This is a genomic window from Sphingopyxis sp. LARHCG72, assembly GCF_052871675.1.
The window spans coordinates 1-24,523 of the sequence record NZ_JBIXJU010000014.1; the positions used below are offsets into that span (position 1 = coordinate 1).

Sequence of the window (24,523 nt, forward strand, 5' to 3'; positions counted from 1 at the left end):
TCCCCGCCTCATGCTCCTTCAATATCGCGATGATCTGCTCTTCGCTGAACCTGCTTCGCTTCATTCTGTCCGACTCCTTCGCGTCGGACTCTACTCAAATTCGGTCACATTTCAGGGGAGCACGTCACAGGCGATGCCAAACTTTGACCTGCCGCGCTATTATGCCAAACGGATCAACGAATATCGCGAGCGGCGCGGCTTGAGCGGAGATGCCGAGGCTATCGCCGATCTCGCTCTATCACCTGCCGACGCCCTTGAAACGCCGGACGATCTGGTCAGTGATGTACTGATCGCCGAATTGCTCATGGCAAAGGCCTTCGAAAAGGCGACACACCAATATCGCGCTGCAGGAAGCGACGGAGCTGACGATCCGGTCGTCGATATTCGCGCCACCCTTCTGGCCGTCGGGCGCGACTTTTATCACTCGCTGGGCGTGGAGGACGGCCCTCTCGCCGCCGCGATCGATGAAGCTGCGTCACGCTCGGCGTGGGAAGGCGAGGGCGGAGGCCTGCGTCCACCGAGCGACGAGGAGGATGGCATTATCCGGACCTATGTCGAACAATTTGCGGTGGGCGACTATCGCTATTCGAACCTTGCCGATGCCAAAACCGCCGCGCGGCGGCAGCGTGACGCGGCGATCGACGGGCGCGGAGCGACGCCTGCATGAAACGGCTGATTGCCTTCGATCTTGATGGAACGCTTGCCGAAAGCAAGCAGCCGATGGAACCCGCGATGGGTGAGGCGCTTGCCGATCTCCTCGGCGTGGCAGATGTTGCGGTGATATCCGGTGGCGACTGGCCGCAGTTCGAAAAACAGGTGGCGACGCGCCTTCCCGAGCGCGCGGACCTTCCCCGGCTTTGGCTCATGCCGACGACCGGCACAAAGCTTTACACTTTCCGTTCGGGCGCGTGGCAGGCGCGCTATGCCGAAATCTTCGCCGACGAAGAGAAGCAGCGCATATTCGAAGCCTTCGATGCGGCGCTTCGGGCGACCGGGTTCGTTCCCGAAGCGGTCTGGGGCGAGCGGGTCGAGGACCGGGGAAGCCAGATCACATTCTCGGCATTGGGTCAGGAAGCGCCGATCGATGCCAAGGAAAAATGGGATCCCGATTTCGCGAAGCGCAAGGTGATCCAAGCCGACCTTCGCCAACGTCTGCCGGGCCTGTCGATCAATATGGGCGGCGCTACGTCGATCGATGTCACGCGCGAAGGCGTCGACAAGGCCTATGGCCTGACGAAGCTGAGCGACGAAAGCGGTATTGAACTGGGTGCAATGCTGTTCATCGGCGATGCGATATTCCTGGGCGGCAATGACTATCCAGCCAAGGCGCTGGGACTGGACACGATCGCCGTTCGCGATCCGAGCGAAACGCTTGCGATCATCGAAATCATCGTTGCCTGTCTGAAGTGAAAATGCGGCGGCGATGTTCGGTCGGCGTTACCGAGATTGCCCCTTACGACTCCCGGCGAGGCGCGTGCCAAGGGGAACAAATGCGTCGCTGAATTGTTCTGTTTTCTGATGTTCGCGACCGGCTGCGCGTCTCGAAGCAAACGACAAAATACTGGGTGAGGCCTTCTGTCGCATCATTTTTGGAAGGTATGCCTGTGTACGAAACGCTTGATCGTAGATCGTTCGATGAAGGTTTGGAGGCGTGCCAAACGCTTCGGCCAAAAACTTCGGATACTGCCCGGATCGCGCTAGTCGGCGGCTTTCTTCCGCGACGCTGTGGCATCGCCACCTTCACCACCGACATCCATTCATCGCTAGCCGAGGCTGCTCCCGACCTTGTGGTCGACGTATATGCGATGGCGCCGGCCGCGGTTCCCACGATATTCGACCCCGTTGTTCGCGGCGTCATAACCGAGGGTGACGCCGGTAGCTTTGTCGAGGCGGCCCGGCAAATCGAGGCGAGCTGTGCCGAGATTGTGTTGCTGCAGCACGAGTTCGGCCTCTTTGGCGGCTTGGCGGGCGACATGATCCTGGAACTGGTGGATCGTGTTTCCGCACCGCTGATCGTTACGCTTCACACGGTACTCGCCGAACCTGACACCGATCAGCGCCGCGTGATGGAGCGCTTGATCGCGCGCGCGACCAAGTTGGTCGTCATGTCCGAGCGCTCGCACGATCTGCTGCGAAGCGTCTATCATGCCGACGACGACCAGATCGCCATGATCGCACATGGCGTCCCCGATCGTCCCTTCGGCCGCGCGTCGCAGTTCAAGCCGCAGTTCGGCTTTGCGGGCAAACAGGTCGCGCTGACCTTCGGTCTTTTGTCGCCGGGCAAGGGGATCGAGGCGGTCATCGAGGCATTGCCCGCGATCATCGAAGATCACCCCGACTTCCTCTACTGCGTTGCTGGCGCGACGCATCCCAATCTGCTGGCGCTTGAAGGCGAGGCCTATCGCGACCGGCTCCAGGCGCTTGCTGTCTCGCTCGGGGTCGATGCGCATGTCCGCTGGATTAATGCGTTCATGGACACCGACGATCTGCTCGATCTTATCGAGGCGGCGGACATATATGTGACGCCTTATATCGGGGCGCAGCAATCGACGTCGGGCACGCTTGCCTATGCGATGGCGCTGGGCAAGGCCGTGATCTCCACGCCATATGTCCATGCGGTTGAGCTCCTCGCCGACGATCATGGCGTGCTCGTTCCCTTCAACGACAGCGAAGCGATCGCGAACGAGATCGGCAACCTGCTGGGCGATGCCGACCGGCTGCTCACGCTGCAGCGTCGCGCCTATGATCGCAGTCGCGACATGATCTGGCCGGTGTTCGCCGAGCGGACCTGTTCGCTGATCGCGGAAAGCCGCGTCGTTCCGAAAGCTGCGCCCATAGCCGAGCATATCGGCATCGATGGGTTCCTGCGAATTTGCGACGATACCGGCATCCTCCAGCATAGCGTTCATATGATCCCCGATCGCGCGCACGGCTATTGTGTCGACGACAATGCGCGCGCGCTAATGCTGATGCATCGGCTCGACGAAGACGCGCTCGCCCGTTGCGGGCAACTGACTTCGGTCTTTGCCGCGTTCGTGCAGCATGCCTGGAACCCGGGCCGCGGCGAATTTCGCAACTTCATGAGCTTCGGGCGCAACTGGCTCGAGGATGTGGGGTCCGAGGATAGCTGCGGACGAACCCTCTGGGCGCTCGGCGCGACGGCTCGCGACGCACGCGATCCCGGCCTGCGGCAATGGGCGCATGAACTGTTCGAGCGCACCGCAGCGTCTGCGCTGGACTTCCAGTCGCCGCGTGCGACCGCTTTTGCGATGCTCGGCGCCGATTTTGTGCTCGCGGCCTATCCCGAGGATGATCTGGCGGACCGGATATTGCGCAGCGGCGCTGACCGGCTGATCGCGCTCTATCAGGCTGCCGCGCGGCCGGACTGGCGATGGTTCGAGCCGGTACTCGCCTATGACAATTGCCGCCTGCCCGAAGCGATGCTGCGCGCGGGCGTGCGACTTGAGCGCGCGGATGTTACCGCGTGCGGAGTCGAGGCGTTGCGGTGGATCAACGATGTGCAGATTTCGCCTTTTGGTCACTATCGGCCGGTCGGGTCCGACAGCTTCGGCCATGCCTATGAGCTGCCGCGGCCATTCGATCAGCAGCCGCTCGAGATTTGGGCTACCATCGATGCGGCGTCGGCCGCCTATGACGTGACCGGTGACGATATATGGCTGGCGCACGCGCTGCGCGCCTATGAATGGTTTTCCGGGCGTAACGACCGCGGTGCGGTCGTTGGTGATCCGCTGACCGGGACCAGCAAAGATGGCATTAACCCGCGCGGGCTGAACCTCAACGAAGGGGCGGAGTCGGTTCTTGCCTACCAGCACGCGACTTACGCGATCCGGGATTTCATCTGCAAAGCCGACTGAGGGGATTATGGTGCATCTTGTCCAGGATGAATTGCGGCTCCATGCCGACCCGACGCGCGTCGTCGTGCGGCCCTTTCACCTCGCATGGCAAGCATCGGGTCCCGATCTCGAGCGCGTACAGCGGCTGGCTCGCGAAATCGTGACGCTCGACACGCGCACCGTGCGCGCCGAGCTCAGTGTGGTGCTGCGCGATTTCGCCGACCGGCACTGGCAGATCGAGAAGGTGTTTGAGGATCGATTCGAGCAGATCGAACCCAAACTTGGTCTCGAAGGCCTCACATTGAAGCGCGAGATGCGCCTCTTGATCGGCGCCTATTTCTGTCACGAATATAGTTATGCGGCGGCGGCGCTGATGAACCCCAGCGTCGTTCGTCATCCCGACCAGACCGGGCTGGAGGAAGGCTGCATCCGCATCCTCCTGTCGCTGCGCGCGGTCGGTGAGGGTCATATCTCGACGATCGCCTTTCGCGAGGGAATCATTACCTGCGACCGCGAACTGACGCTGCTTCCGCAGCCCGCCTTCGCTACGGCGGCGATGCTTGGTCCGCACCGCGACGACAAGCCCGACGAGGTCGTTTCGCTCTACCGCCAGAAGGACAGCACCTTGTCGGGCACGGTGATCTTCCCGATTACGGAGGCGCAGCGCAACGGCCTCGAGGATTTGCGGCTGCTCGAGTTCGAGCGCGACAGCGGTAAAAGCGAGTGGATCGGGACCTACACGGCCTACAGCGGCCGTGACATCCAGTCTGAATTGTTGCGGACGCGAGATTTCAAGGATTTCACGCTGAGCCCGATCAAGGGAAAGGCGGGACGCAACAAGGGCATGGCGCTGTTCCCGCGCAAGATCGACGGGCAATTCTGCATGATCGGTCGGCAGGATGGCAAGAATCTCTATCTGCTGCGCTCGGACACGGTCGATCAGTGGGAGGACGGCGAATTATTGCTGGAGCCGCGCTTTCCATGGGAACTCATCCAGATCGGCAATTGCGGCGCGCCGATCGAACTCGACGAGGGCTGGCTGGTGCTGACCCATGGCGTCGGCGCGATGCGCAAATATGCGATCGGTGCGGTGCTTCTCGACAAGGCCGATCCGTCGAAGGTCGTCGGCCGGACGCCCAATCCGATCCTGTCAGCCGCCGACGAGGACCGCGAAGGCTATGTCCCCAATGTCGTCTACACCTGCGGCGCGATCCGCGTCGGCGACGATATTTTCCTGCCTTATGGTGTGGCGGACAGCTCGGTCTGCTTTGCGTTCGTCGCGATCAAGGAGATTCTGGCCGCCATGGCCTAGCGACACGCAACATAAGGCGAAGCGGCGGATTGTAGGAGTGTCGCCTTCCGCGGCAGAAGGAATGATCGATGCCGAAATCTCCGCCGCCGTCCCCCGCGAATGACCATGCGCTTCGCGAACACCGGCCGGGCGAAGGCCAGCCGAAGATCGAGGTGAGCCGCGGCAATGGTGACGAGCTGCACCAGAATGTGGCATCGGGCGGCAAATTGACCGATTCAGCAGCTTATCTCACTGACAATTTCGGCCATCGCATATCCGACAACCAGAATTCGCTGCGCGCCGGTGAGCGCGGGCCGACGCTGCTCGAAGATTTCATCCTTCGCGAGAAAATCTTCCACTTCGACCATGAGCGCATCCCCGAGCGGATCGTCCACGCGCGCGGATCGGGCGCGCACGGCGTGTTCGAATGCACCAAGGCGATCCCCGGGCTGACCAAGGCGTCGATCCTGCAGAAGGAGGGCACGACCTGTCCAGTTTTCGTCCGCTTCTCGACCGTCGCCGGCGGCGCCGGGTCGGTCGACACGCCGCGCGACGTCCGCGGCTTCGCGGTCAAGCTCTACACCGACAGCGGCAACTGGGATCTCGTCGGCAACAACATCCCGGTCTTCTTCATCCAGGATGCGATGAAATTCCCCGACCTCGTCCATAGCGTGAAGATGGAAGCCGACCGTGGCTATCCGCAGGCGGCGAGCGCGCACGACACCTTCTGGGACTTTATCGGGCTGATGCCCGAGGCGATGCACATGATCATGTGGGCGATGTCCGACCGCACGATCCCGCGCAGCCTGCGGATGATCGAGGGTTTCGGTGTCCACACCTTTCGCTTCGTGAACGAAAAGGGCGACGGCAAGTTTGTCAAATTCCACTGGAAACCCGTGCTCGGCATTCAGTCGACGACCTGGGACGAAGCGGTCAAGATCGCGGGTGCCGATCCTGATTTCCACCGCCGCGACCTGTTCGAGGCGATCGACGCGGGCGATTTTCCGGCGTGGGATCTCGGCGTCCAAGTGTTCGACGAAGCCTTCGCCAAGAAGCAGTTTTATGATGTGCTCGACGCGACCAAGCTTATTCCGGAGGAGGATGTTCCGGTCGAGATCGTAGGCCGCATGACGCTCAACCGCAACGTCGACAATTTCTTTGCCGAAACCGAACAGGTCGCTTTCCTGCCGTCGAACATCATCCCAGGCATCGATTTCAGCAATGATCCCCTGCTTCAGGGCCGGCTTTTTTCCTATCTCGATACGCAGAAGTCGCGGCTGGGAACGACCAATTTCCACCAGATCCCGATCAACGCGCCCAAATGCCCGTTCCACAATTTCCAGCGCGACGGGATGATGCAGACGCTCGTGCCGACCGGGCGTGCCAACTACGAGCCCAACAGCCTTGCCGAAGCCGGAGAGAATGGCGGCCCACGCGCGAGCGCCGAAACGGGCTTCTCGACCTTCACGGCCAATGACGAGCGGAACGACCCTGCGCAGAAGTTGCGCATTCGCGCGGAGCTTTTCGCCGATCATTTCAGCCAGGCGCGACTGTTCTACCTGTCGCAGACCGAGAATGAGCAGGCGCATATCGCCTCGGCGCTGGTGTTCGAATTGTCGAAGGTCACGCTCGATCATGTCCGCGCCCGCGTCGTCGGCCAGCTTCGCAACATCGATGAGGATCTCGCGACGCGTGTCGCCATGGGGCTCGCCATCGATCTGCCGGCGAAGGAAAAGGCTGCGCGGGCGCCGGTCGATCTCAATACGTCCGACGCGCTGTCGATCCAGAAGAATGCCGACGATACGATGGAGGGCCGCAAGGTCGCGATCCTCTTTGCCGAAGGATCGGACAAGGCGGTGATCGACAAGCTGAAGGGCGACATCGAAAGCGCCGGCGGCACCGCCTTCCTCGTCGCGCCGAAGGTCGGCGGGATCAAGGTCAAGGGCGGCACGCTCAAGGCCGACGGCCAGCTCGCAGGCTCGCCCTCGGTGCTGTTCGACGCCGTGGCTTCGATCCTGACCGAAGAACAGGCCACCGTGCTTTCGGCGCAGGGCGCGGCGGTGCAGTGGTTCATGGACGCCTATGGCCATTGCAAGACGATCGCGCATGACGAGGCGACGCTGTTGCTGCTCGACAAGGCGGGGGTCGAAAAGGACGGCGGTGTCGTTGCGATCGACAAGTTCGAAAGTGTGGGCACCCGGCGTCATTGGGCACGCGAAGCCAAGGTGCGCGATCTTGCCTGATCGTCTGTCCTGGTGAGCCGCGCATCGGCGACCCATCACCGCGATCTCCGGACCGGCCAGTCGATCTGGTCGGCACGGCGACGTCCTGCGATCGCTGCGCAGCCGCTGACAAGGGACATTGCGTGCGATGCGGTCGTCGTGGGGGCCGGCGTGTCGGGCGCGCTGATCGCGGAGGCGTTGTCGGACGCGGGGCTCAAGACCGTTATCGTCGATCGCCGGGGACCGGCAGAGGGATCGACTGCTGCGTCGACCGCGATGCTGCAATATGAGCTCGACACGCCGCTGACCTTGATGGCCGAGCGGATCGGGCGCGAAAGGGCCGAACGCATCTGGCGGCGATCGCGCCAGTCGGTCGACGCGCTACGCGAACGGACCGAACGGCTGGGCCTTGCCGTCGATGGTGCGACGCGCGGCTCGATCTATCTCGACGGCAATGTCCTCGATGCTGACGGGCTTGCGCTCGAAGCCGACGCCCGGCGACGCGCGGGGTTCGAGGTCGAGCTGCTCAAGCCCGCTGCGGTGCAGGAGCGATATGGGATCAAGGGACGCCATGCGCTGATCGGTTTCGGCAATTATTCCGCCGATCCGCGTCGTCTCACGGCGGGTTATCTGAACGTCGCACTGGCTCGCGGCGCGCGGCTCTATTCATCCGTCGATATCTGCGACATCGCGCCGACGGACGATGGGGTTGTCTTGGTATCGGCTCGCGGCCCCAGGATTCGCGCACGCCATGTCGTCATGGCAACGGGATATGAGATGATGAAGGGAATCCCGCGGAAGGGAAACAAGATCATCTCGAGCTGGTCGATCGCGACGCGCCCGCAGCCCCGCACCATCTGGTCGACCGCCGCGATGATATGGGAAGCCGCCGATCCCTATCTGTACATCCGGACCACCCCACGCGGAGAAATCATCTGCGGCGGCGAGGATGAGGAAATAGCCGATGCGGCTCTCCGCGACGCCAAGCTCCCCGACAAGGCAGCGACGCTGTCGCGAAAGCTTGCTGCCCTGCTGCCAGGAGTGGACGCGACGCCCGCCTATAGCTGGGCCGGCAGTTTCGGCGACAGCCCGGTCGGGACACCGACCATCGGTAGAATTCCCGGCATGCCGAATTGCTATGCTGCGATGGGATATGGCGGCAATGGCATCACCTTCTCGATGATGGCCGCGCAGATGCTGCGCGGCCTGATTTGCGGCTATGGCGATCCCGACGCCGATCTGGTCAGCTTTCATCGCAAATTTTGACTGCAGAGACATCCTTCCTTCGAAATATGTCCGCTTTCCGATTTGTCGGCCCGCAAGGTGACCTTCCGCAACCGGCCAATCGGCTTGACCCGAGCGTTTCCCTTTTTGGCCATTTTGGCCACAGGAGAACAATCATGGGTAGGTCAGAATTCGACTATTTACCTCTGCGACCGGCGTGGAATGCCGGTCGAAAGATTGGTGCAAAGCGGCCGTTAAAACCACGGTAGATATGGGCAAATTCGCTTTCATCTGGATCGCGAGCATCGGCTTCGAGACAGGGCGCTTTTCGATCTTGCGATCGACAGCAAACTGAGAGGCTGCGATCTAGTGAAGATAGAGATCGGCGACCTTGTCGCCGGCGGTGAGTTGAGAACGCGGGCGATGGTGATCCAGCAGAAGACCAATCGACCAGTTCAATTCGAAATCATGTCGGATGCTCGCGGGAGTCTCTTGGCATGGCTTGAGCGGCGCGGTGGATCGATCGAGGATTTTGCGTTCCCCAGCCGGATCGACCACTCCGCTCATATGAGCACGCGCCAATATGCACGTCTCGTCGACGAATGGGTCACCACGGTTGGCCTACGAAGTGAAGATTACGGGACGCATTCGTTGCGGAGCACAAAGGCGTCGATTATTTACAAGGCAACCGGCAACCTACGTGCCGTCCAAATTCTGCTCGGTCACACCAAAATTGAAAATACCGTGCGATACCTCGGCGTCGACGTTGAAGACGCGTTGACTCTGGCTGAAGGCATCGAAGTCTAACGATCAAATCTCTATATCCTAGAGAGCGAGCGCTCTGGCGCGTCTGAGAACGTCCGCTCTCTCTATTTGATCTCCAAAAGCTGACAGTCTCCAATTGATGACGTGGACGGCTCTCCAACTCCCCGCGGTATGATCCGCAGGATGAGCTGGAAGGAGAGCTACGATGGAGAAGATTGCAACAGTCGGGTTGGATATCGCTAAGTCGGTGTTTCAGGTCCACGGTGTTGATGCCGCAGGCGAGGTCCTGGTGCGCAAGCGCCTGAGCCGGGCGCGGGTAATTCCGTTCTTCGCGAAGCTACCGCGATGTCTGGTCGGCATCGAGGCCTGCAGTACATCGCATCATTGGGCCCGGGAGTTGATCGCGCTGGGGCATGATGTTCGGTTGATGCCGGCACAATATGTGAAGCCCTATGTGAAGCGCGGCAAGAACGACGCTGCCGACGCCGAGGCGATCTGCGAGGCGGTGACGCGGCCGACGATGCGGTTCGTGACGGTGAAGACTCCGGAGCAGCAGAGCGTGATGATGCTTCACCGGGTCCGACTGATGCTCAACCGCCAGCGCACTCAGCTGTCGAACGCGACGCGGGCCCATATGTCGGAGTTTGGGATCGTGGCGCCGGTGGGGCGCATTGGGCTTGAGCGCCTGCTGGCGATAGTCGCCGACAAAGATGACGAGAGGATTCCACCCGATGCCCGGCTCTGCCTGGAGATGCTCGGGGCGCAGCTCGCCATCGTGAAGGAACAGATCCTCGAGAACGACCGGCGCATCCGTGCGAGTGCGCGCGACACAGAAGTCGGGCGGCGGTTGATGGAGATTCCCGGCATCGGTCCGCTGCTTGCCAGCGCCTTTGTTGCCAGTGTCGCCGATCCGCGTCTGTTCAAGACAGGCCGCGACCTCGCCGCGTGGATAGGCTTGGTCCCGCGGCAGAACTCCAGCGGAGGGAAGGAGCGGCTCGGCGGCATATCGCGTGCGGGCAACCAGTATCTGCGTCAGATGCTCGTCGTCGGTTCGATGGCCGTCATCCGCCATGCCGAGCGGCACGGCACCAAACGGCCGTGGCTCATCGAACTGATGAAGCGTCGAGCGAAGAAAGTTGCAGCTGTGGCGCTAGCTAACAAAACCGCCCGCATGGTCTGGGCGCTGATGACGAGCGGAGAGCACTACCGCGAACCGCAGGTCGCGCACGCATAGGAGATCAGGCGCCGATCATGGCGTCGCCGAGGTTGGGAAGGGCAGACAGGAGCTGATGCACAAAGCCGGTTGAAACCGCCGGATCAGGAAAACCCATTTTGGCCGGTGCACCTCGAGTGCGTCCAATTGGTCGGGACCCGATCCGCGCGAAAGGCATCATGGCCAGCGGCGCATGACAAGGCCGCATCACAGGCCGGACACATGGCTGCACCGACCAGCAAACTGCATCGTTCTAGAAACCGCTTGCCAACGGAGGGCCGTCCACACACGGCCATGAGTGGCAAGCATCCAAACGGATTCCCGATAGCGGATATGCAACTCGTCTGGACATTGAAAAGGGACGCGGTATGGACCGCGTCCCTTCATCCGCTCGCCTTTTTGCGCCGTTCAGCCCTTGCAGGGACCGATATTGCTGCTGGTGACTTGCATCTGCATTTCCATGTCACCGCCGCCCATCGGCGACTTGCCCTTCGACGTCACGAGAACATCGGTCTTCTTGGCGCCGAGGGTTCCCGCGAGTGCGAGTTCGACTTTCTGCGCGCCTTGTGTGCATGTGCCCGCGACGTCGATCTTGCCGTCGCCGATCTGGTTCTTGCTCCAGGTACAGGCTTCGCCATAGCCTTTCGATAGTGCGCCGGCGACGTCTTCCTTGTCAGCCTGTTCCTGCGTGAGGCACTGTTCGGTGCCGCTGGCGGCTGCGAGTTGCTTCGACATCTGATCCTTCACATTGTCGGGTACGCCCGGCATCTCGAACTTGACCAGCTTCACGTCGGTCTTCCAGTTGCCGGCTTCGCGCTTCGCCGTCCCGGCCGGCGTTGCCGCTTTGTCTTCGCTCTTGCCGCAGCCGCCCAGTGCCAGCGCCGCGCTGATCGCGGCGACCGTCAGAAACTTCTTCATGCTTCGATAATCCTTCGATTGTTGCTTTTGGTCCCCCGCCAGGTCGCAATCACTTCACGCCCAAGCGATTGCGAGCGCGCATGTATCATGATTACAATGGGATGCACGTCCAAAGTTAGAAGACTATCTATCGGTGTAATCGGCCGGCAGCCGGTTCGATTGCGGAGGCAACAACGTCCGCATTCTTATTGTCTGCTTCCAAGAACGGACTGGCCGCAAAGGCCAGATCCAGCGGTAAGCTGTCGACCTTGAAGCAATCTAGGCGTCTCCTGTGGAGTAGAAATGGCCATTAGCTTTACTGGCCGCCATGCGCGCAATGTTTTTCAACTGGTATGGCCGCATACAATCGCTATTAGGTCCGACCGGGGACGACATTTGTTTCGGCTAGCGCGGAGCATCTTGTTTACTCCGAGAGAGGGTTGGTGGTCCGAACCTCGGCACTTGCCAGCCTCGGCGCTGAGTGGCGCATCAACGCTCCCTCATGAATGTTTCGTTCAGCCATCGTTCGGCTCGGTAAGACCATGGTTCTCGTTTCAAAGAAGGAGACGGGCCATGAAGAAATATGTTGCTGCCGCAGTTCTTGCAGCCGTTGCTATCCCGAGTGCTCCGGCACTTGCCGATCCGCCGCCCTGGGCTCCCGCCCATGGCAAGCGCGCCAAGGATCGCGGGCTGTATGACGGGTCTGGCCGCTATTATGAGCCGCGTCGCCTGTCGCAAAACGACCGCATCTGGCGAGCGAAGGATGGACGTTATTACTGCCGCCGCGAGAATGGAACGACCGGGCTCATCATCGGCGCCGCCGTGGGTGCGCTCGTTGGACGCGAGCTGGATGGCGGCCGCGACCGGACGGTCGGGACGATCATTGGCGCGGCCGGCGGCGGTCTATTGGGCCGCGCCATCGACCGTGGCGAACTCAAATGCCGATGAACTGAATGGACGGCGCGGGAGGGACCAGTCTGCCCGCGCCGCCCTCTTGGTACCGCGCGCTGTGGGGGACGCGCCGCACCCATTCTCCATCTATTCGAAAATATACTGATCACGAAGGCGCTGCCTGTTTGTAATACGAAGGCCGGGCACCCCAGCACGGTCAAGCATGTGCCGCCATGCGGCAAGCTCTTCACGGCTGAGGCGATATCTCTCGCAGGCTTTCTCAAAGTCCATTAGCCCACCGTCTATCGCCGCCAGAACTTCGGCCTTCCGGCGAGCCGTCCAATAGGTTGTCGATGACGATGGTAAATCGTCCACTGTGACCGGGCCCAGCGGTCCGGCGACCGATGTCGGCTTCGTCTTCAAATCGAGCACCGCGAACTCTCCATTCGCGCGGCCGAAGCCGCTTCTACGTGCCCCCCGCACCAAAACTGCGCCGATAAGGTTAACAAAATATTGCCAACTGATGGTCGATGCGACCAACGGTCGACCGCATCAGGGGTACAAATGCGTCGCGGCGTGTCCGCTTTCCTCGCTGTCCGACAAAAACCGGAACATGACCAAAACCGCTCAACGCGTGCCCGGAATTTCAGCTAGTTCTGCCGGCGTCACGACAGGCTCTTTCCGGTCCTTGCGTTCCGAATAGCGGTCGACGAGCTGGTCGGCATGGCCGCGCGTCAGTACGGTGAAACGGACCAACTCCTCAGCAACGTCGACGATGCGATCATAATAGCTCGACGGCAGCATTCGGCCGGCTTCGTCGAACTCCGCATATGCCTTGGCGACGCTCGACTGGTTGGGGATGGTGATCATCCGCATCCAGCGCCCGAGGATGCGGAGCGTGTTGACGCTGTTGAACGACTGCGAACCCGCCGAGACCTGCATCACAGCGAGGGTGCGGCCCTGCGTAGGGCGCAAACCCTTGTAGGCGAGCGGGAGATGGTCGACCTGCGCCTTCATGATGCCTGTAATCTGGCCGTGACGCTCGGGACTGCACCAGACCTGGCCTTCGGACCAGAGCGAATGCTGTCTGAGCTCCTCGACTGCCGGATGATCGTCATCCGCGATCAAGTCGGGGAGCGGCAGGTCGGAGGGATCGAAGATGCGCGTCTCGCATCCGAAGAGCTGGAGCAGCCGCGCTGCCTCCTCGACGACAAGCCGCGAATAGGAGCGTTCGCGCAACGATCCGTAGAGCAGCAGGATGCGCGGCGCGGGATCGAGCGGGCCGAGGCCGAGCGCCGGCTTCGTGCGGATATATTCCGTGTTCAGGGCGGGGAGGTGGTCGGGATCGGCCAGCGAGCGGAGGCGCGTATAGGTCTGTTCTGTCATGATACTCAGGCTTCTGAAGGCGTGGTGGCCGGGAACCAGCGGCGGCCGAGGCGGAAGGCGACGCCGACAAGCAGGATGAGGACGGGCACTTCGACCAGCGGGCCGATGACGGCCGCAAAGGCCACCGGCGAGGCGAGCCCGAAGGCGGCGATCGCGACTGCTATCGCGAGCTCGAAATTATTGCCCGCGGCGGTGAAGGCGACCGCGGTCGTGCGCGGATAGTCGGCTTCGATGAGTTTTCCCATCCAGAAGCTGATGAGGAACTGTACGACGAAATAGATGGTGAGCGGGATCGCGATCCGGACGACGTCGCCAGGAATGGTGACAATCTCCCCGCCCTTGAGGCTGAACATCGCAGCGATGGTGAAGAGCAGCGCGACGAGGGTGATCGGCGCGATCTTCGGCAAGAAGCGCGTCTCGTACCAGTGCTCTCCTCTGGCGCGGGCGAGAAACTTGCGCGTGAGATAGCCCGCGAGGAAGGGGATGCCGAGATAGATGAGCACCGCTTCGGCAATCGTCCAGAAGCTCACGTTGATCACGCTCCCTTCGAGACCGAAGAGCGGCGGCAGCACGGTGAGGAAGAACCAGGCATAGACGCTGAAGAAGAGAATCTGGAAGATCGAGTTGAATGCCACCAATGCCGCGACATATTGATTGTCGCCTTTGGCGAGCTGGTTCCACACGATCACCATCGCGATGCAGCGCGCGAGGCCGATCAGGATCAGGCCCGTCATATATTCCGGCTTTTCCGAGAGAAAGATGACCGCGAGCGCGAACATCAGCACCGGGCCGATGACCCAGTTCTGGATCAGCGAAATGGCGAGGACGCGCTTGTCGTCGAATACACGCGGGAACTCATCATAGCGCACGCGCGCGAGCGGTGGATACATCATCAGGATGAGGCCGATCGCAATCGGGATGTTCGTCGTGCCGACCGAGATGGCGTCGATCGCGGCGGGCAGTCCAGTGAAGACCGACCCCAGCAACACGCCGAGTCCCATCGCGAGAAATATCCAAAGCGTCAGATAGCGATCGAGGAACGCCAGCCGTTCGCGCTTTGCTGCGGCGGTCATTTCGATCTCCTAGGCTTGAACGCGATTGCCGGCGGCATCGACGACCTGCTCACCGTCCTCCTTGGCGAAGGCGCCAAGCTGGCGTGCCGGAAGAATGTCGAGCACGGCTTCCGAGGGGCGGCAGAGTTTGACCCCGAGCGGCGACACGACGAGCGGGCGATTGATGAGGACCGGATGCGCCATCATCGCGTCGATGAGCGCACTATCGTCTAGGCTCTCGTCGCCGAGGCCCAGCTCGGCATAGGGCGTGCCTTTTTCGCGGAGCAGGTCGCGCGGCGTGATGCCGGCACGTTCGATTAGCTGGTCGAGCAACACGCGCGACGGCGGCGTCTTCAAATACTCGACGATATGCGGTTCGATCCCGGCATTGCGGATCAATGCGAGCGTGTTACGCGAGGTGCCGCAGTCGGGATTGTGGTAGATGATGATGTCGGTCACGGGGCTGGTTCCTTCAGCAGCAGGTGAGTTCGGCGAGCAGCGGCTCGCATAGCTCGGGGCGGCCTTGGCAACAGTCCTTCGCAAGGAAGAGCATCAGTTCTCGGAGTGTGTCGATATCGGCTCGCTGTATCTGCTGTCGCCCGAGCTTCTCGGATTTTACGAGACCGGCTTTGGCCAGCACAGCGAGATGCGTCGAGAAGGTGCTCTGCGTGAGACCCGAAGCGTCAACGAGTTCGCCGGTCGACAGACCTTCCGGCTCATGCCGGACGAGCAAGCGGAAGGCTTCTAGGCGCGTCGGATGGGCGAGAGCGGCGAGAGCGCGAAGCGCGGAATCGATGTTCATGCATCGGGATTATCCGATACTTTGACCTTCGTCAATTCCCATCGTAAATGGCCGATGAATTAGGCCGAGTGTCCGTATAGGCTAATCGTTGCCTAATAGCGGACAGTCTCCAACCAGCCAGGACCAGCGGTTGATGTTTTGTCGGGAGATTATGCCGGCGAAACCTCGCCGGTGGGGTGTAAGGGCGGATGACGTGGATGTCCTGAATGCCCGCTCCCGATCGAGGGAGGGCAGATCAGGCCGCGGCTATTTACCCGCTTCGTCATTGGCGGCGACCTGCCCTGCGATCCGCGCGGTGCGGGTCAGCGACACGTGCGGCCCCGGCGTGGCGTCCTCGGCTACAATCTCAGCGCCCAATTGTTTTGCGAGTGCCTGGATGATGCGCGTGCCCAGCCCGGCAGTCGATCGTTCACGAAGAGCCGGTTGGTGTAAGCTGCAAGCGGGCGCGGCCGACCAATAAGACCGGCCCGCCGCTCGCCATGTGATCCGGACGACAAGCTGCCGCCCCCGCACCGAGCGGAAGCGGCAGATCCCCTTTAACGGGCGTTCGTTTTACTGCGGGCTGAGCCGCAGGCGAAGATTCAGGCGATCGATCCTCGATTGCAGCGCGGCTTCGTTGCGTGCCGACAGCCGATCCATCCGGTCATGCCGCATGGCCCGCTCGCTGGCGCGAATGGATCGCAGCTCGCGGGTGGCACTCATGGTCGTCCGATTGTCGATCGTGCGCTCCGACCGGGCGGTGCGGACATATTGGTCGAGGCTGGCGAGCTGCGAGAGAATAGCGGGACGGTTCGTCCCATAGTCGCTGCCCATGCCCTCGCGCCCGGTAGGAACCCAGCGCCCACGGGCGTCATAATAGCCTGTCGTCGTGCCGGCGTTCCATCGGCCGTTGCGATCATAATAGCCCGGATGCGGATCGGCGACCCAATTGCCGTTTGCATCGCGGCGTCCGTTCGCAGCGCCGGCAATCCAGCGACCGTTCATATCATAATGGCCGACGGTCACGCCCGCTACCCAGCGACCGCGCGGATCGTAATGCCCGCTCGCCGCACCGGATATCCAGCGATCATTGTCATCATAATAGCCCGCCGAGGAGGCCGGTATCCAGCGGTTCTGGCCGTCATAGCTGCCGCTCGCGGTGCCGTCCTCGCGCTGGGGGATCCAGTTGCGCCGCTCGTCATAATAGCCGTTCGGGGTTCCGGCGACCCAGTTGTTGTCGCGGTCATAATAGCCGGTGGCCCGGCCGCGCGCGGTTGAGGTCGCATGCCAGGCGCCGGTGGTGTCGTAATAGCCATAGGCATCGTCGCGGCGATTTTGCGGTGCGGAGGCAGCCGTTCCGATCCAGCGTCCGCGATCATCATACCGGCCACCGGCCGAACCCGGCACCCAGGTGTCGTTACGGTCGTAGTAGCCATTCGCCGATGCCGGCACCCATTCGCCGCCCGATCGATAGTCGCCTTCGCCGCGACTGGACGCCGCATAAGTGACCCAGCGACCATCGCTGCCATATCGGCCGTTGGGCGGGCCATCGACCCATATGCCCTCGCGATTATAATAGCCGCGGGCATCTGAGGAGTTCACGCCCGTGGCGTGCCAGCGGTTCTGATCGTCGTAATAGCCGAAGGCGTCGCGGCAATCGCGCGTCGGCTTGGCGATCTGGTTGGCGATAACAGCTCCAGCGGCAGCGCCGACCACGGTGCCGATCGTCTTTTCTCCGCGTCCCGCGACGACGTTACCGAGCACGCCGCCGGCCGCCGCGCCACCGATGGTGGCGACGACGCGCGTCGAGCGCTGTTCTTCGCAGGTCGCCTGCGACTGCGTTCGTGCGCCGGCGACGGACGGAACAAGGGCGATGGCGGCGATATTCGCCGCGAGAATAAACCTGTACATTTGGGGGCTCCTGGAACTGGCAAAATGCCGTTCGCTTTGAATGAACGCCCCGCGCCTGATTTTGTTCCTTAAGTTTCAGTTTTATGGAATAATATTCCGAAATATGGAAATAAGGAATCTCATCATTATAAATTATCTGGATAATCTTGATTGAAGTTTATTTAGATTTTTTCAAAGTAATGAGAATGCGGTCGGGAGATTTGACAAACGGTTCGCGCAAAGAAATCGCCTATCGCTTTATCTGAGGCATGAATTAGGAAAAGAATGACGCGCAATAGAGAGCGGAGCGCGCCTGGGGCGCACTTTCGACGCAAGTCGCCGGTCGTCGGCGATCAGTGGCGCCCTGCGTTCCATATCGCCGTCAATTGGCGAATGACCCGCATGCGATGTTGATAGGTGCTATATCGTTTTCCCACGCGCCCATTGGCGAAGTCGTCGGCGAGTTTACGGGTCAACCAGTCTATCTCCGCTCTCTGCGTATCGGAGTCGGTCACCGCCGGTTCGGGAGCAGCGGGACCGGGGTTTCGGCAGGGCGTGAACGCGGGGAAGTGACCGCCTTCATTTTCCCAACTCTCCACGGCGGATCGCCGGTCAGCCTCTGGTAGCAATGGAAACGCCATGACATGCGGCGCGGTTACGGCCAGCTCAGGCTTCAAAACGTCTGATATGTTCGGCATGACCCGACTCCATAGGCGAGCGGGAGTATGGGAGTATCTCTCTGTCGCACCGGCGCCCGGGGCATGGGATGCGATGTTTCCCATGTGGGGATGATGCCGGTCGAATGCTAGGGCGGAGCCATCCTGTTCGGCGACGGAACGGACAGAGCGTCGGGGGGGAAGCTCGTCTCCTGGCCGGCTATGCGCTGTGCAGCCTCGGCACTTCGAAAACGCGCGCGACGGCCATCGTTCAGAACGGGCGCATGTCCGGGGAAAGCGGCGCCTTCGAGCGCCATCCCGATATACCGTCCCGCAAAGCGCCGGGACTGCGCCAGCGCCGGAGGAATGATGACGATATGGGCTGATACCGATGAGCAGGCCGATGCCCCGGTGCGAATTGATGCCTGCAATGCGTCCACCCCGTGATAAGATGCGCCATCACCCGATTTCGATCGCAAGCTTCCCGTGACTGAGAGACATCGAGCTCCCGCTTGCCCGCCGGGAGTTTTCCGATGATCGCCATTCCTGAACCCTCGCGACCTTTCAGCCGGGTCGTTCGGCTGTGGAGCCGCCTTGTTCGCCATGTACTGGAACATGTTCCGCAAACGACGGAAAATGCGTTCCGCCAGTCTCCGCGGCGGCAAGCCGATCTGGAACGCGCGCTCGATAGCTGGGCGAGCGATAACTGCACCCGCCCCGGATCGCCGCAACCTGCCTGTCCGCAAGATGGTCTCCCGGCACCCTTTCGTCATGCGCTCGACCGCTGGGACAATGAGGGCGGCGCACTATCCGAGCGAGGAGCGCGATCATGATTTTGCACGCTCTTTTCGGCCGCCACCTCGTCGACTTCAAGGCCAGTCACTGGGATCGGGGACGCTTCGTCAGCCATTGCACGGTGTGTGGCTGCGAGATGGTCAAGCTGCCCGGCCTGACCTGGCAGGCGAGCGGGCGGCGGGTCTGAGACGATTGGCTTCTGCCGCCCGACCGGACGGAAGCGCTCTGTTCGTCGTCCGGCATGATCGTCAGGAACAATGCCCTATCCCGCCCATTAGCGAGCGTTTGAAGAGGGGGGAATGGTGATGGTCCAGTGTCAGGAACTTCAAGTCCGGTCCCGCGTTGCTTTCGTATCGCGCAGGAGCCTCCCGGCGTTTTCGCAGCCCGTCATATTGTTGCCGCTGCACCAGCCGGAACCCGCATGTGGCAAGGAGAAGGACTATGTTCAGATGGGCCATTATCTTTGCGGTTGTCGCACTTGTCGCGGCGCTGCTCGGCTTCGGCGGCATTGGGGGCCTGTCCGCCGATTTCGCGAAAATCCTGCTCGTTCTCGCTGTCGTCCTTCTGATCATCGGCTTCGTCTTCGGGCGGGGCGGGCAACGACCGCTGCCGTGATGGCCGCGTAACGGTTCAAGTGATTGGCGGAATGCCGGGTTTCATGTTAGAATGCCCCCACGACTGCGGTTCAATCCGATCGGATTCTCGTGGGTTCCGGCATTATACCGTGGTCGGTCCGTGTCTTCGTCCAGCTGATCGCCGCCGAGAGCCTGGTAGCGCTTGCTCCCTGCATTGAGGAGAAGCGCACATGCGCAAGTTCCACATGATCCTGCTCGCCGATAGCGCGAGCAATCCGCGACGCGTGGAGTTTCAGGCCGAGGGGCCCGATCACGCCTTTCAGGTGGCCCGCACGGAAGAGGATGGCGTTCACGTCGAACTCTGGGAGGGCGGCGAACTTCTCGCCCGGATGACGAAATCCGGCGCAGATATCTGGAAGCTCGAAAGTTCGTTGGGCGCAACATTGGCGGCCTGCGAACCACTCCGATATCTTCGCCCGCACAGTCCGGCCGTTAGGCAACTTGCCGACGCCGCCCGCGTTGTCCGGCAGACGAAGGAGGTTGGCTCGATGAACGACCGCGACGATGGAGAAGCGCCCGGGAGTCTGGACCGTGCGATGACGTCGCCGATCGAGCGCGTCGCGCGCGCGCTTGCCGGACATGCCCTCAGCCGGAACGCCGAAGGCGACCTCGCGTCGGCGAGTGCGGCGGTTGATGCCCTCTGGCCCGATTATAGCGATGCGGCGCTCGCGGTGCTCCGGACCTTGCGCGAGCCAAGCGCCGCGATGCTCGGCGTGGGCGATGCGGGCGTCTGGGACCGGATGATCCGCGCTGCCATCGAGGACGAGACCATATCGGAATAGCAATGCGTCCGCATCTTCGCGGGAGGCCTGTCAGCGGGAGAGTGTGATGCGCGCGATCAAGGACAACAGCCTCACAATCATCCTCCTGTTGCTCTTCGCCGGCAGCATATTGGGTCAATGGCTGACCGGCTGGCATGTCGCGCTGGAAGACGCGGTCCGTCATGGGGCGCCTGCCATGTCGCTCTCCGCCTATACGGTCAGCCCCGAGTTTCTTTCGAGCGTCTTCGAAAATTGGGAAAGTGAGTTCCTGCAGATGTCCGCCTATGTCGTGCTGACGGCCATCCTGATCCAGCGCGGTTCTTCGGAGTCGAAGGATCCCGACAAGCCTCCCCGCGACGCCGATCTGACGGCGCAGGCACAGAAGCCCGACGCCCCCGAGATCCTGCGCAAGGGGCGGCTGGCGCGGGCTCTCTATTCGCGGTCGCTCGGGACCGTGCTCTTCATCCTCTTTCTCCTCTCGTTCGTCCTGCACTGGACGCAGAGCGCGCATGCCGCGGCCGAGGAGGCAAAGGAGCATGGCGAGGCCCCCCTTTCGACGATGGCCTATCTTGGCGACCCGCAACTCTGGTTCGAATCCTTCCAGAATTGGCAGAGCGAGTTTCTGTCGACTGCGGTGCTGGTCGTGCTCTCGATCTTCCTGCGCCAGCGCGAGTCCCCGGAATCGAAGCCGGTCGCGGCCCCGCATTCGCACACCGGCGACTGACCGGGCGCGCCGTCTTCTTTCCCCGATGGTTATGGCAAGCGCCCGGCCGTGTGTGAACCGGCCGAGCAACCAACGGCGCCACCGGCCGTTCTAGCAGGGTTCGGGTGGGCACGAAGGGAGACTGCACGTGAAACCGATCGACACCGACGCCACCCATATCCTCACCGCCGATCACCGCACGGTCGAGAAGCTCTTCGCCGATTTCGGCAAGGCGAACGGGAGTGCCGCCAAGGGCAAGCTCGCCGACCGGATCTGCACCGAACTCAAGATCCACGCCCAGATCGAGGAGGAAATCTTTTATCCCGCGCTCGAGGGCAAGATCGACGGGGATCTGCTGAAGGAAGCCTATGTCGAGCATGACGGTGCCAAGCTGCTGATCAACGAGATCGTTGCTTCGAGCCCCGACGACGAATTCTTCGATTCCAAGGTTACGGTGCTCCGGGAAGAGATCGAGCATCACGTGAAAGAGGAAGAGAAGCAGCACGACAATATGTTCCAGCAGGCGCGTGCCGCCGATGTCGATCTCGATGCGCTGGGGCAGGCGATGCTGGCGCGCAAGGCAGAACTGACGGCGCAGGCCAGGGCCGAAGGTCTGCCGCCCGCGCAAACCACGACTATGTGAGCAGGATGCCGGCCCAGCGCGATATCGACCGGCGATCGGCGCGGCTCGCCGCGTCGCTCGCCGGAAGCGAACTTCGCTGGGCGACGGCGGAGAGCTGTACCGGCGGCCAGCTCGCAGCGCTGATGGCGCGCGATACTTCCCTTGGCCCGCATCTCGAGCGCGGCTTCGTCGTCTATTCGGTTGATGCGAAGTGCGAACTCCTCGGCGTCGACCGCGCCGACGCCGAACGCCACGACGCCGTGAATGCCGAGGTTGCCGAGGCGATGGCTGCGGGGGCGCTCGACAATAGCCATGCCGATCTTGCGATCGCCCTCACGGGTTTCTGCGGTCCCCGGCAAAAGGACGAAGAGGTCGGCCTCGTCTATCTCGCATGCGCGGCGCGCGATGGTCGGCGCCTCGCACAGGAATGCCATTTCGGCGATATCGGGCGCGAGGCTGTCCTCGACCATGCCGTTGCCGCGGCTCTCGCGTTAATGGCGCAGGCGACCGACGCGCAGATCCTCGCCACCACCGCCGGCGAAGGAATGATTGCCACCCCTTAAGGGCGCGAGGCGGCCGGGATGTCCAGCGGACGAGGATAGCATTCGTCTTCGCCGGGCTTCCCTATGGCCCCACGTCGGAACCCGATGGTCGCAGGCGATGCCCTTCGTTCGCGGGGAAGCCGAGCGCGGTCGACACGCCGTCGTTCCAGCCATAAGGATCGGCGCGGATCACGGGTTCGCCCGCCTCGTCGAAGAGCACGGTCTGATAGGTAAGCCGGACCGGGATGGCTTTCGGCAACGGGACAAAACTTTCCTTGCCGGTAGCGCGTGCCTTCTCCCATTCGGCCGATATCCCTTCGTCGTTCGCGAGCATCGCGGCGAACCCCAGCGCGTCCTCGATCCGGACGCAGCCATGGCTGCGCTGGCGCTGTACCTCGTCGAAGAGCGGCTTGGCGGGTGTGTCGTGAAGATAGATCTGATGTTCGTTCTGCATGTCGAACTTGACGAGCCCCAGCGAATTCTTCGGCCCGGGTTGCTGCACGATCCAGCCGTCTTTCCACGTCATATTGTTGCGCCGCAGGTAGCCGGCGCCCTTGCCGGCGATTTCCTTGTTCTGGATCGAGCGCGGCACCGTCCAGCTCGGATTGGCAACGAGCCGATAGATCGGCGATCCGAGCTGCGGCGTTTCGGTTTCGGGTTTGCCAACGACCACCTTCCGCGTGTCGGCGAGCTTGCCGTCGCGCCAGTAAGCGAGCCGTGCCGAGGCGAGGTTGACGTCGACGCGTGTCGCGGGGGGATTGCGGTCGAGCCAGCGCAAACGTTCCATCGCCACCGCTATCGCCCGTGCCCGGTCGGCGTCGGAGAGGTTGAGGATCTCGAGCGCGTCGCTGCCGATCACACCATCGGGCTTGATGCCATAATCGGTCTGCATACGCTGCACCGCCTTCACCATCGCCGGATCGTAGCGCTCGCCCCGCGCCGATGCGCCATCGAGATAATCGGAGGCGACGAGCTGGCGTGCGATCGCCGGGATGCGCGGATCGGTGGCGCCGGACTCGACCGGTTTGCCGGCATCGGGGATCGCGGCGACCGGCGCGTCGTTCGCCTTGCGAAGCGCGAGATAGGCCTTCGACAGCGCGCGATAATTGTCGTCCTGCGGTGCGAGGCTGTCGAGCCAGTCGCCTACCTTGCCCTTCGCGAGCGCCTCGGCGAGACCGGCTTTCAAGTTCGGGTTCGGCCGCGGTACGCTATAGATGCTGTTCAGTTTCGCAGGATCGGAAGCACCGCGCGCGAGGGCTGCGGCATAGCGAAGCGCGCTTTGGGTGAGCGCTGCCTGATCGGCGTCGCTTTCGGGTGCATCGAAACGCATCCGGTCGAGACCATGCGCCGCCCGCCTCGCAATCGCTTCGCGCAATTGCCGGATGGTCGCGTCGCTCCAGCGCGCATCCTCGGCCGCGGCGCCGGACTGCCTGGAGCCGGGGGAGGAGTCGCAACTTGTGAGCGTGAAAGACAGGGCAAGCAAGGAACAGGCAATCACACCGTTACGCACATCAATCTCCTCATGAATCAAGGAGACAACCCGGGAGAAAGGGCAGCGTTCCGGTGGGGACGTCAAGCTGTCGTCGCTTGAGCCGATAATATCAGGCGCGCGCGGCGTAGAGCAGCCGGCCCGTCCCCAGATGACCGAACATTTCGTCGAGGCAATTTTCGCGGACCGCGAAGCAGCCCTGACTGCGACCCAGTTTCCCGTGCGCTGCGATCATGTCGGGGTCGGCGTACCATGCGCCGTGGATAACGATCGCGCGCTCCATCGCATTGTCGTTGGTCGGGTCGAGGCCGACGGGCCGCTGCGACCAGCCATGCTTGCCGACATAATAGTCGCCGGTCAGAAAAGCGCCCTCGCTCGAGGCGTTCGAGCCGGAAGCGTTGGAGAATCGCTCGAGATAGCCGGTGTGATGCGGGTCGGATCCGGAGCCTGCGCAACGAGCAGGCGCGACACCCTTCCGCTCGCGACATCAAGGAAATGAAGCCTCGCGTCCGAGGACGGGGCGGAAAAATCGACGATCGCGATGCGGTCGCGATGCCGGATCGCCTTGGCATGTGTCTCCAGTGCGGCGAGTGCGCGGCGCAGAAGCCTTGGATCGAGTGAGGCGTCGGCGATCTTGGCCTCGGCGGCCGGCGGGAGAGGCGCTGCGGCGGCGACCGACCGGTTCCGCGGGTGGATTGCGAACGGGCCGGTCGACGAGCGTGTGAGCGCGCCGAGGGCCGCGGCGCCGCCCGATAGCATCAGGGTTCGCCTGCCCAGTCGAAGAGGCCGTATATACATCGACCGGATATAGGCGCCGGCGGTTCTCTTTGAAGGCCGGAGCCGGGAGCGGGCGG

The 24,523-nt window shown here is 62.3% G+C and carries 24 protein-coding genes and 2 pseudogenes; 15 read left to right on the forward strand and 11 right to left on the reverse strand.

Annotated features, from left to right (window positions below):
• From ACIPPQ_RS20950 to ACIPPQ_RS20985, 8 genes and pseudogenes are all read left to right on the forward strand, one after another.
• A partial coding sequence (locus tag ACIPPQ_RS20950) for a hypothetical protein (RefSeq protein WP_446545987.1) occupies positions 1 to 667 on the forward strand: 667 nt, incomplete at its 5' end.
• On the forward strand, positions 664 to 1,410 hold the full coding sequence (locus ACIPPQ_RS20955; protein WP_446545988.1) for an HAD-IIB family hydrolase: 747 nt from the start codon (positions 664 to 666) through the stop codon (positions 1,408 to 1,410). The genes ACIPPQ_RS20950 and ACIPPQ_RS20955, both read left to right, overlap by 4 nt.
• A 377-nt stretch (positions 1,411 to 1,787) precedes the next feature.
• The gene (locus ACIPPQ_RS20960) at positions 1,788 to 3,875 is read left to right on the forward strand and encodes a glycosyltransferase family 4 protein (protein ID WP_446545989.1); all 2,088 of its coding nucleotides are present in this window, start codon (positions 1,788 to 1,790) and stop codon (positions 3,873 to 3,875) included.
• A 7-nt stretch (positions 3,876 to 3,882) separates the two neighbouring features.
• On the forward strand, positions 3,883 to 5,166 hold the full coding sequence (locus tag ACIPPQ_RS20965; protein WP_446545990.1) for a glycoside hydrolase family 130 protein: 1,284 nt from the start codon (positions 3,883 to 3,885) through the stop codon (positions 5,164 to 5,166).
• Between the two features lie 68 nt (positions 5,167 to 5,234).
• Positions 5,235 to 7,388, forward strand: a complete 2,154-nt coding sequence (locus tag ACIPPQ_RS20970; protein WP_446545991.1) for a catalase — start codon at positions 5,235 to 5,237, stop codon at positions 7,386 to 7,388.
• A gap of 12 nt (positions 7,389 to 7,400) precedes the next feature.
• The gene (locus ACIPPQ_RS20975; protein ID WP_446545992.1) at positions 7,401 to 8,633 is read left to right on the forward strand and encodes an NAD(P)/FAD-dependent oxidoreductase; all 1,233 of its coding nucleotides are present in this window, start codon (positions 7,401 to 7,403) and stop codon (positions 8,631 to 8,633) included.
• Positions 8,634 to 8,767: 134 nt separating this feature from the next.
• A pseudogene (locus ACIPPQ_RS20980) lies at positions 8,768 to 9,398 on the forward strand (tyrosine-type recombinase/integrase).
• Between the two features lie 163 nt (positions 9,399 to 9,561).
• Positions 9,562 to 10,590 (forward strand): IS110 family transposase, encoded by a 1,029-nt coding sequence (locus tag ACIPPQ_RS20985; protein ID WP_446545993.1) that lies wholly within the window; start codon positions 9,562 to 9,564, stop codon positions 10,588 to 10,590.
• 387 nt (positions 10,591 to 10,977) lie between these two features.
• Here the strand turns inward: ACIPPQ_RS20985 and ACIPPQ_RS20990 are convergent, their stop codons facing one another.
• On the reverse strand, positions 10,978 to 11,487 hold the full coding sequence (locus ACIPPQ_RS20990; RefSeq protein ID WP_446545994.1) for a DUF3617 domain-containing protein: 510 nt from the start codon (positions 11,485 to 11,487) through the stop codon (positions 10,978 to 10,980).
• Positions 11,488 to 12,039: 552 nt separating this feature from the next.
• On the opposite strand from ACIPPQ_RS20990, the gene ACIPPQ_RS20995 reads away from it, so the two are divergent.
• The gene (locus ACIPPQ_RS20995; RefSeq protein ID WP_446545995.1) at positions 12,040 to 12,414 is read left to right on the forward strand and encodes a glycine zipper 2TM domain-containing protein; all 375 of its coding nucleotides are present in this window, start codon (positions 12,040 to 12,042) and stop codon (positions 12,412 to 12,414) included.
• Positions 12,415 to 12,504: 90 nt separating this feature from the next.
• Here the strand turns inward: ACIPPQ_RS20995 and sciP are convergent, their stop codons facing one another.
• From sciP to ACIPPQ_RS21030, 7 genes are all read right to left on the reverse strand, one after another.
• Positions 12,505 to 12,789, reverse strand: a complete 285-nt coding sequence (gene sciP / locus ACIPPQ_RS21000) for a CtrA inhibitor SciP (RefSeq protein ID WP_446546024.1) — start codon at positions 12,787 to 12,789, stop codon at positions 12,505 to 12,507.
• A gap of 195 nt (positions 12,790 to 12,984) precedes the next feature.
• A complete protein-coding gene (gene arsH, locus ACIPPQ_RS21005; protein ID WP_446545996.1) occupies positions 12,985 to 13,743 on the reverse strand; it encodes an arsenical resistance protein ArsH in 759 nt (252 codons plus the stop codon).
• A gap of 5 nt (positions 13,744 to 13,748) precedes the next feature.
• Positions 13,749 to 14,816, reverse strand: a complete 1,068-nt coding sequence (arsB, locus tag ACIPPQ_RS21010; protein ID WP_446545997.1) for an ACR3 family arsenite efflux transporter — start codon at positions 14,814 to 14,816, stop codon at positions 13,749 to 13,751.
• A 9-nt stretch (positions 14,817 to 14,825) separates the two neighbouring features.
• A complete protein-coding gene (gene arsC / locus ACIPPQ_RS21015; RefSeq protein ID WP_446545998.1) occupies positions 14,826 to 15,254 on the reverse strand; it encodes an arsenate reductase (glutaredoxin) in 429 nt (142 codons plus the stop codon).
• Positions 15,255 to 15,267: 13 nt separating this feature from the next.
• On the reverse strand, positions 15,268 to 15,597 hold the full coding sequence (locus tag ACIPPQ_RS21020; protein ID WP_446545999.1) for an ArsR/SmtB family transcription factor: 330 nt from the start codon (positions 15,595 to 15,597) through the stop codon (positions 15,268 to 15,270).
• Between the two features lie 552 nt (positions 15,598 to 16,149).
• On the reverse strand, positions 16,150 to 17,487 hold the full coding sequence (locus ACIPPQ_RS21025) for a glycine zipper 2TM domain-containing protein (protein ID WP_446546000.1): 1,338 nt from the start codon (positions 17,485 to 17,487) through the stop codon (positions 16,150 to 16,152).
• A gap of 332 nt (positions 17,488 to 17,819) precedes the next feature.
• On the reverse strand, positions 17,820 to 18,164 hold the full coding sequence (locus ACIPPQ_RS21030; protein ID WP_446546001.1) for a hypothetical protein: 345 nt from the start codon (positions 18,162 to 18,164) through the stop codon (positions 17,820 to 17,822).
• Positions 18,165 to 18,951: 787 nt separating this feature from the next.
• Between ACIPPQ_RS21030 and ACIPPQ_RS21035 the strand changes: the two genes are divergently transcribed.
• The 6 genes from ACIPPQ_RS21035 (at position 18,952) to ACIPPQ_RS21060 (ending at position 22,201) form a co-directional block, all read left to right on the forward strand.
• Positions 18,952 to 19,104 (forward strand): hypothetical protein, encoded by a 153-nt coding sequence (locus tag ACIPPQ_RS21035; RefSeq protein WP_446546002.1) that lies wholly within the window; start codon positions 18,952 to 18,954, stop codon positions 19,102 to 19,104.
• A 254-nt stretch (positions 19,105 to 19,358) separates the two neighbouring features.
• A complete protein-coding gene (locus tag ACIPPQ_RS21040) occupies positions 19,359 to 19,532 on the forward strand; it encodes a DUF1328 family protein (RefSeq protein ID WP_446546003.1) in 174 nt (57 codons plus the stop codon).
• Positions 19,533 to 19,722: 190 nt separating this feature from the next.
• A complete protein-coding gene (locus ACIPPQ_RS21045; protein WP_446546004.1) occupies positions 19,723 to 20,334 on the forward strand; it encodes a hypothetical protein in 612 nt (203 codons plus the stop codon).
• 46 nt (positions 20,335 to 20,380) lie between these two features.
• Entirely contained in the window at positions 20,381 to 21,037 is a 657-nt protein-coding gene (locus ACIPPQ_RS21050) for a DUF6766 family protein (RefSeq protein WP_446546005.1), read from the forward strand.
• A gap of 127 nt (positions 21,038 to 21,164) precedes the next feature.
• Positions 21,165 to 21,659 carry a hemerythrin domain-containing protein gene (locus tag ACIPPQ_RS21055; RefSeq protein WP_446546006.1) on the forward strand — a complete coding sequence of 165 codons (495 nt, stop codon included), beginning with the start codon at positions 21,165 to 21,167 and terminating at the stop codon, positions 21,657 to 21,659.
• 5 nt (positions 21,660 to 21,664) lie between these two features.
• Positions 21,665 to 22,201, forward strand: a complete 537-nt coding sequence (locus ACIPPQ_RS21060; RefSeq protein WP_446546025.1) for a CinA family protein — start codon at positions 21,665 to 21,667, stop codon at positions 22,199 to 22,201.
• A 61-nt stretch (positions 22,202 to 22,262) separates the two neighbouring features.
• Here ACIPPQ_RS21060 and ACIPPQ_RS21065 read toward each other — a convergent pair whose 3' ends face one another.
• The 3 genes and pseudogenes from ACIPPQ_RS21065 to ACIPPQ_RS21075 all read right to left on the reverse strand — a co-directional run bounded on the left by ACIPPQ_RS21065 (position 22,263) and on the right by ACIPPQ_RS21075 (position 24,428).
• Positions 22,263 to 23,690: a L,D-transpeptidase family protein gene (locus ACIPPQ_RS21065; RefSeq protein ID WP_446546007.1), complete on the reverse strand. Its 1,428-nt coding sequence runs from the start codon at positions 23,688 to 23,690 to the stop codon at positions 22,263 to 22,265.
• Between the two features lie 91 nt (positions 23,691 to 23,781).
• A pseudogene (locus tag ACIPPQ_RS21070) lies at positions 23,782 to 24,057 on the reverse strand (murein L,D-transpeptidase catalytic domain-containing protein); the annotation flags it as partial.
• On the reverse strand, positions 24,027 to 24,428 hold the full coding sequence (locus tag ACIPPQ_RS21075) for a murein L,D-transpeptidase catalytic domain-containing protein (protein ID WP_446546008.1): 402 nt from the start codon (positions 24,426 to 24,428) through the stop codon (positions 24,027 to 24,029). The pseudogene ACIPPQ_RS21070 and the gene ACIPPQ_RS21075, both read right to left, overlap by 31 nt.
• Positions 24,429 to 24,523: the final 95 nt, after the last annotated feature.

Excerpts from the sequence above, each read along its gene's own strand:
- ACIPPQ_RS20955 (WP_446545988.1), top strand. The coding sequence starts at position 664 with ATGAAACGGCTGATTGCCTTCGATCTTGATGGAACGCTTGCCGAAAGC.
- ACIPPQ_RS20965 (WP_446545990.1), top strand. The coding sequence starts at position 3,883 with ATGGTGCATCTTGTCCAGGATGAATTGCGGCTCCATGCCGACCCGACG.
- ACIPPQ_RS20970 (WP_446545991.1), top strand. The coding sequence starts at position 5,235 with ATGCCGAAATCTCCGCCGCCGTCCCCCGCGAATGACCATGCGCTTCGC.
- ACIPPQ_RS20985 (WP_446545993.1), top strand. The coding sequence starts at position 9,562 with ATGGAGAAGATTGCAACAGTCGGGTTGGATATCGCTAAGTCGGTGTTT.
- ACIPPQ_RS20990 (WP_446545994.1), bottom strand. The coding sequence starts at position 11,487 with ATGAAGAAGTTTCTGACGGTCGCCGCGATCAGCGCGGCGCTGGCACTG.
- ACIPPQ_RS20995 (WP_446545995.1), top strand. The coding sequence starts at position 12,040 with ATGAAGAAATATGTTGCTGCCGCAGTTCTTGCAGCCGTTGCTATCCCG.
- arsH (WP_446545996.1), bottom strand. The coding sequence starts at position 13,743 with ATGACAGAACAGACCTATACGCGCCTCCGCTCGCTGGCCGATCCCGAC.
- arsB (WP_446545997.1), bottom strand. The coding sequence starts at position 14,816 with ATGACCGCCGCAGCAAAGCGCGAACGGCTGGCGTTCCTCGATCGCTAT.
- ACIPPQ_RS21020 (WP_446545999.1), bottom strand. The coding sequence starts at position 15,597 with ATGAACATCGATTCCGCGCTTCGCGCTCTCGCCGCTCTCGCCCATCCG.
- ACIPPQ_RS21025 (WP_446546000.1), bottom strand. The coding sequence starts at position 17,487 with ATGTACAGGTTTATTCTCGCGGCGAATATCGCCGCCATCGCCCTTGTT.
- ACIPPQ_RS21030 (WP_446546001.1), bottom strand. The coding sequence starts at position 18,164 with ATGCCGAACATATCAGACGTTTTGAAGCCTGAGCTGGCCGTAACCGCG.
- ACIPPQ_RS21035 (WP_446546002.1), top strand. The coding sequence starts at position 18,952 with ATGATTTTGCACGCTCTTTTCGGCCGCCACCTCGTCGACTTCAAGGCC.
- ACIPPQ_RS21040 (WP_446546003.1), top strand. The coding sequence starts at position 19,359 with ATGTTCAGATGGGCCATTATCTTTGCGGTTGTCGCACTTGTCGCGGCG.
- ACIPPQ_RS21045 (WP_446546004.1), top strand. The coding sequence starts at position 19,723 with ATGCGCAAGTTCCACATGATCCTGCTCGCCGATAGCGCGAGCAATCCG.
- ACIPPQ_RS21050 (WP_446546005.1), top strand. The coding sequence starts at position 20,381 with ATGCGCGCGATCAAGGACAACAGCCTCACAATCATCCTCCTGTTGCTC.
- ACIPPQ_RS21060 (WP_446546025.1), top strand. The coding sequence starts at position 21,665 with ATGCCGGCCCAGCGCGATATCGACCGGCGATCGGCGCGGCTCGCCGCG.
- ACIPPQ_RS21075 (WP_446546008.1), bottom strand. The coding sequence starts at position 24,428 with ATGCTATCGGGCGGCGCCGCGGCCCTCGGCGCGCTCACACGCTCGTCG.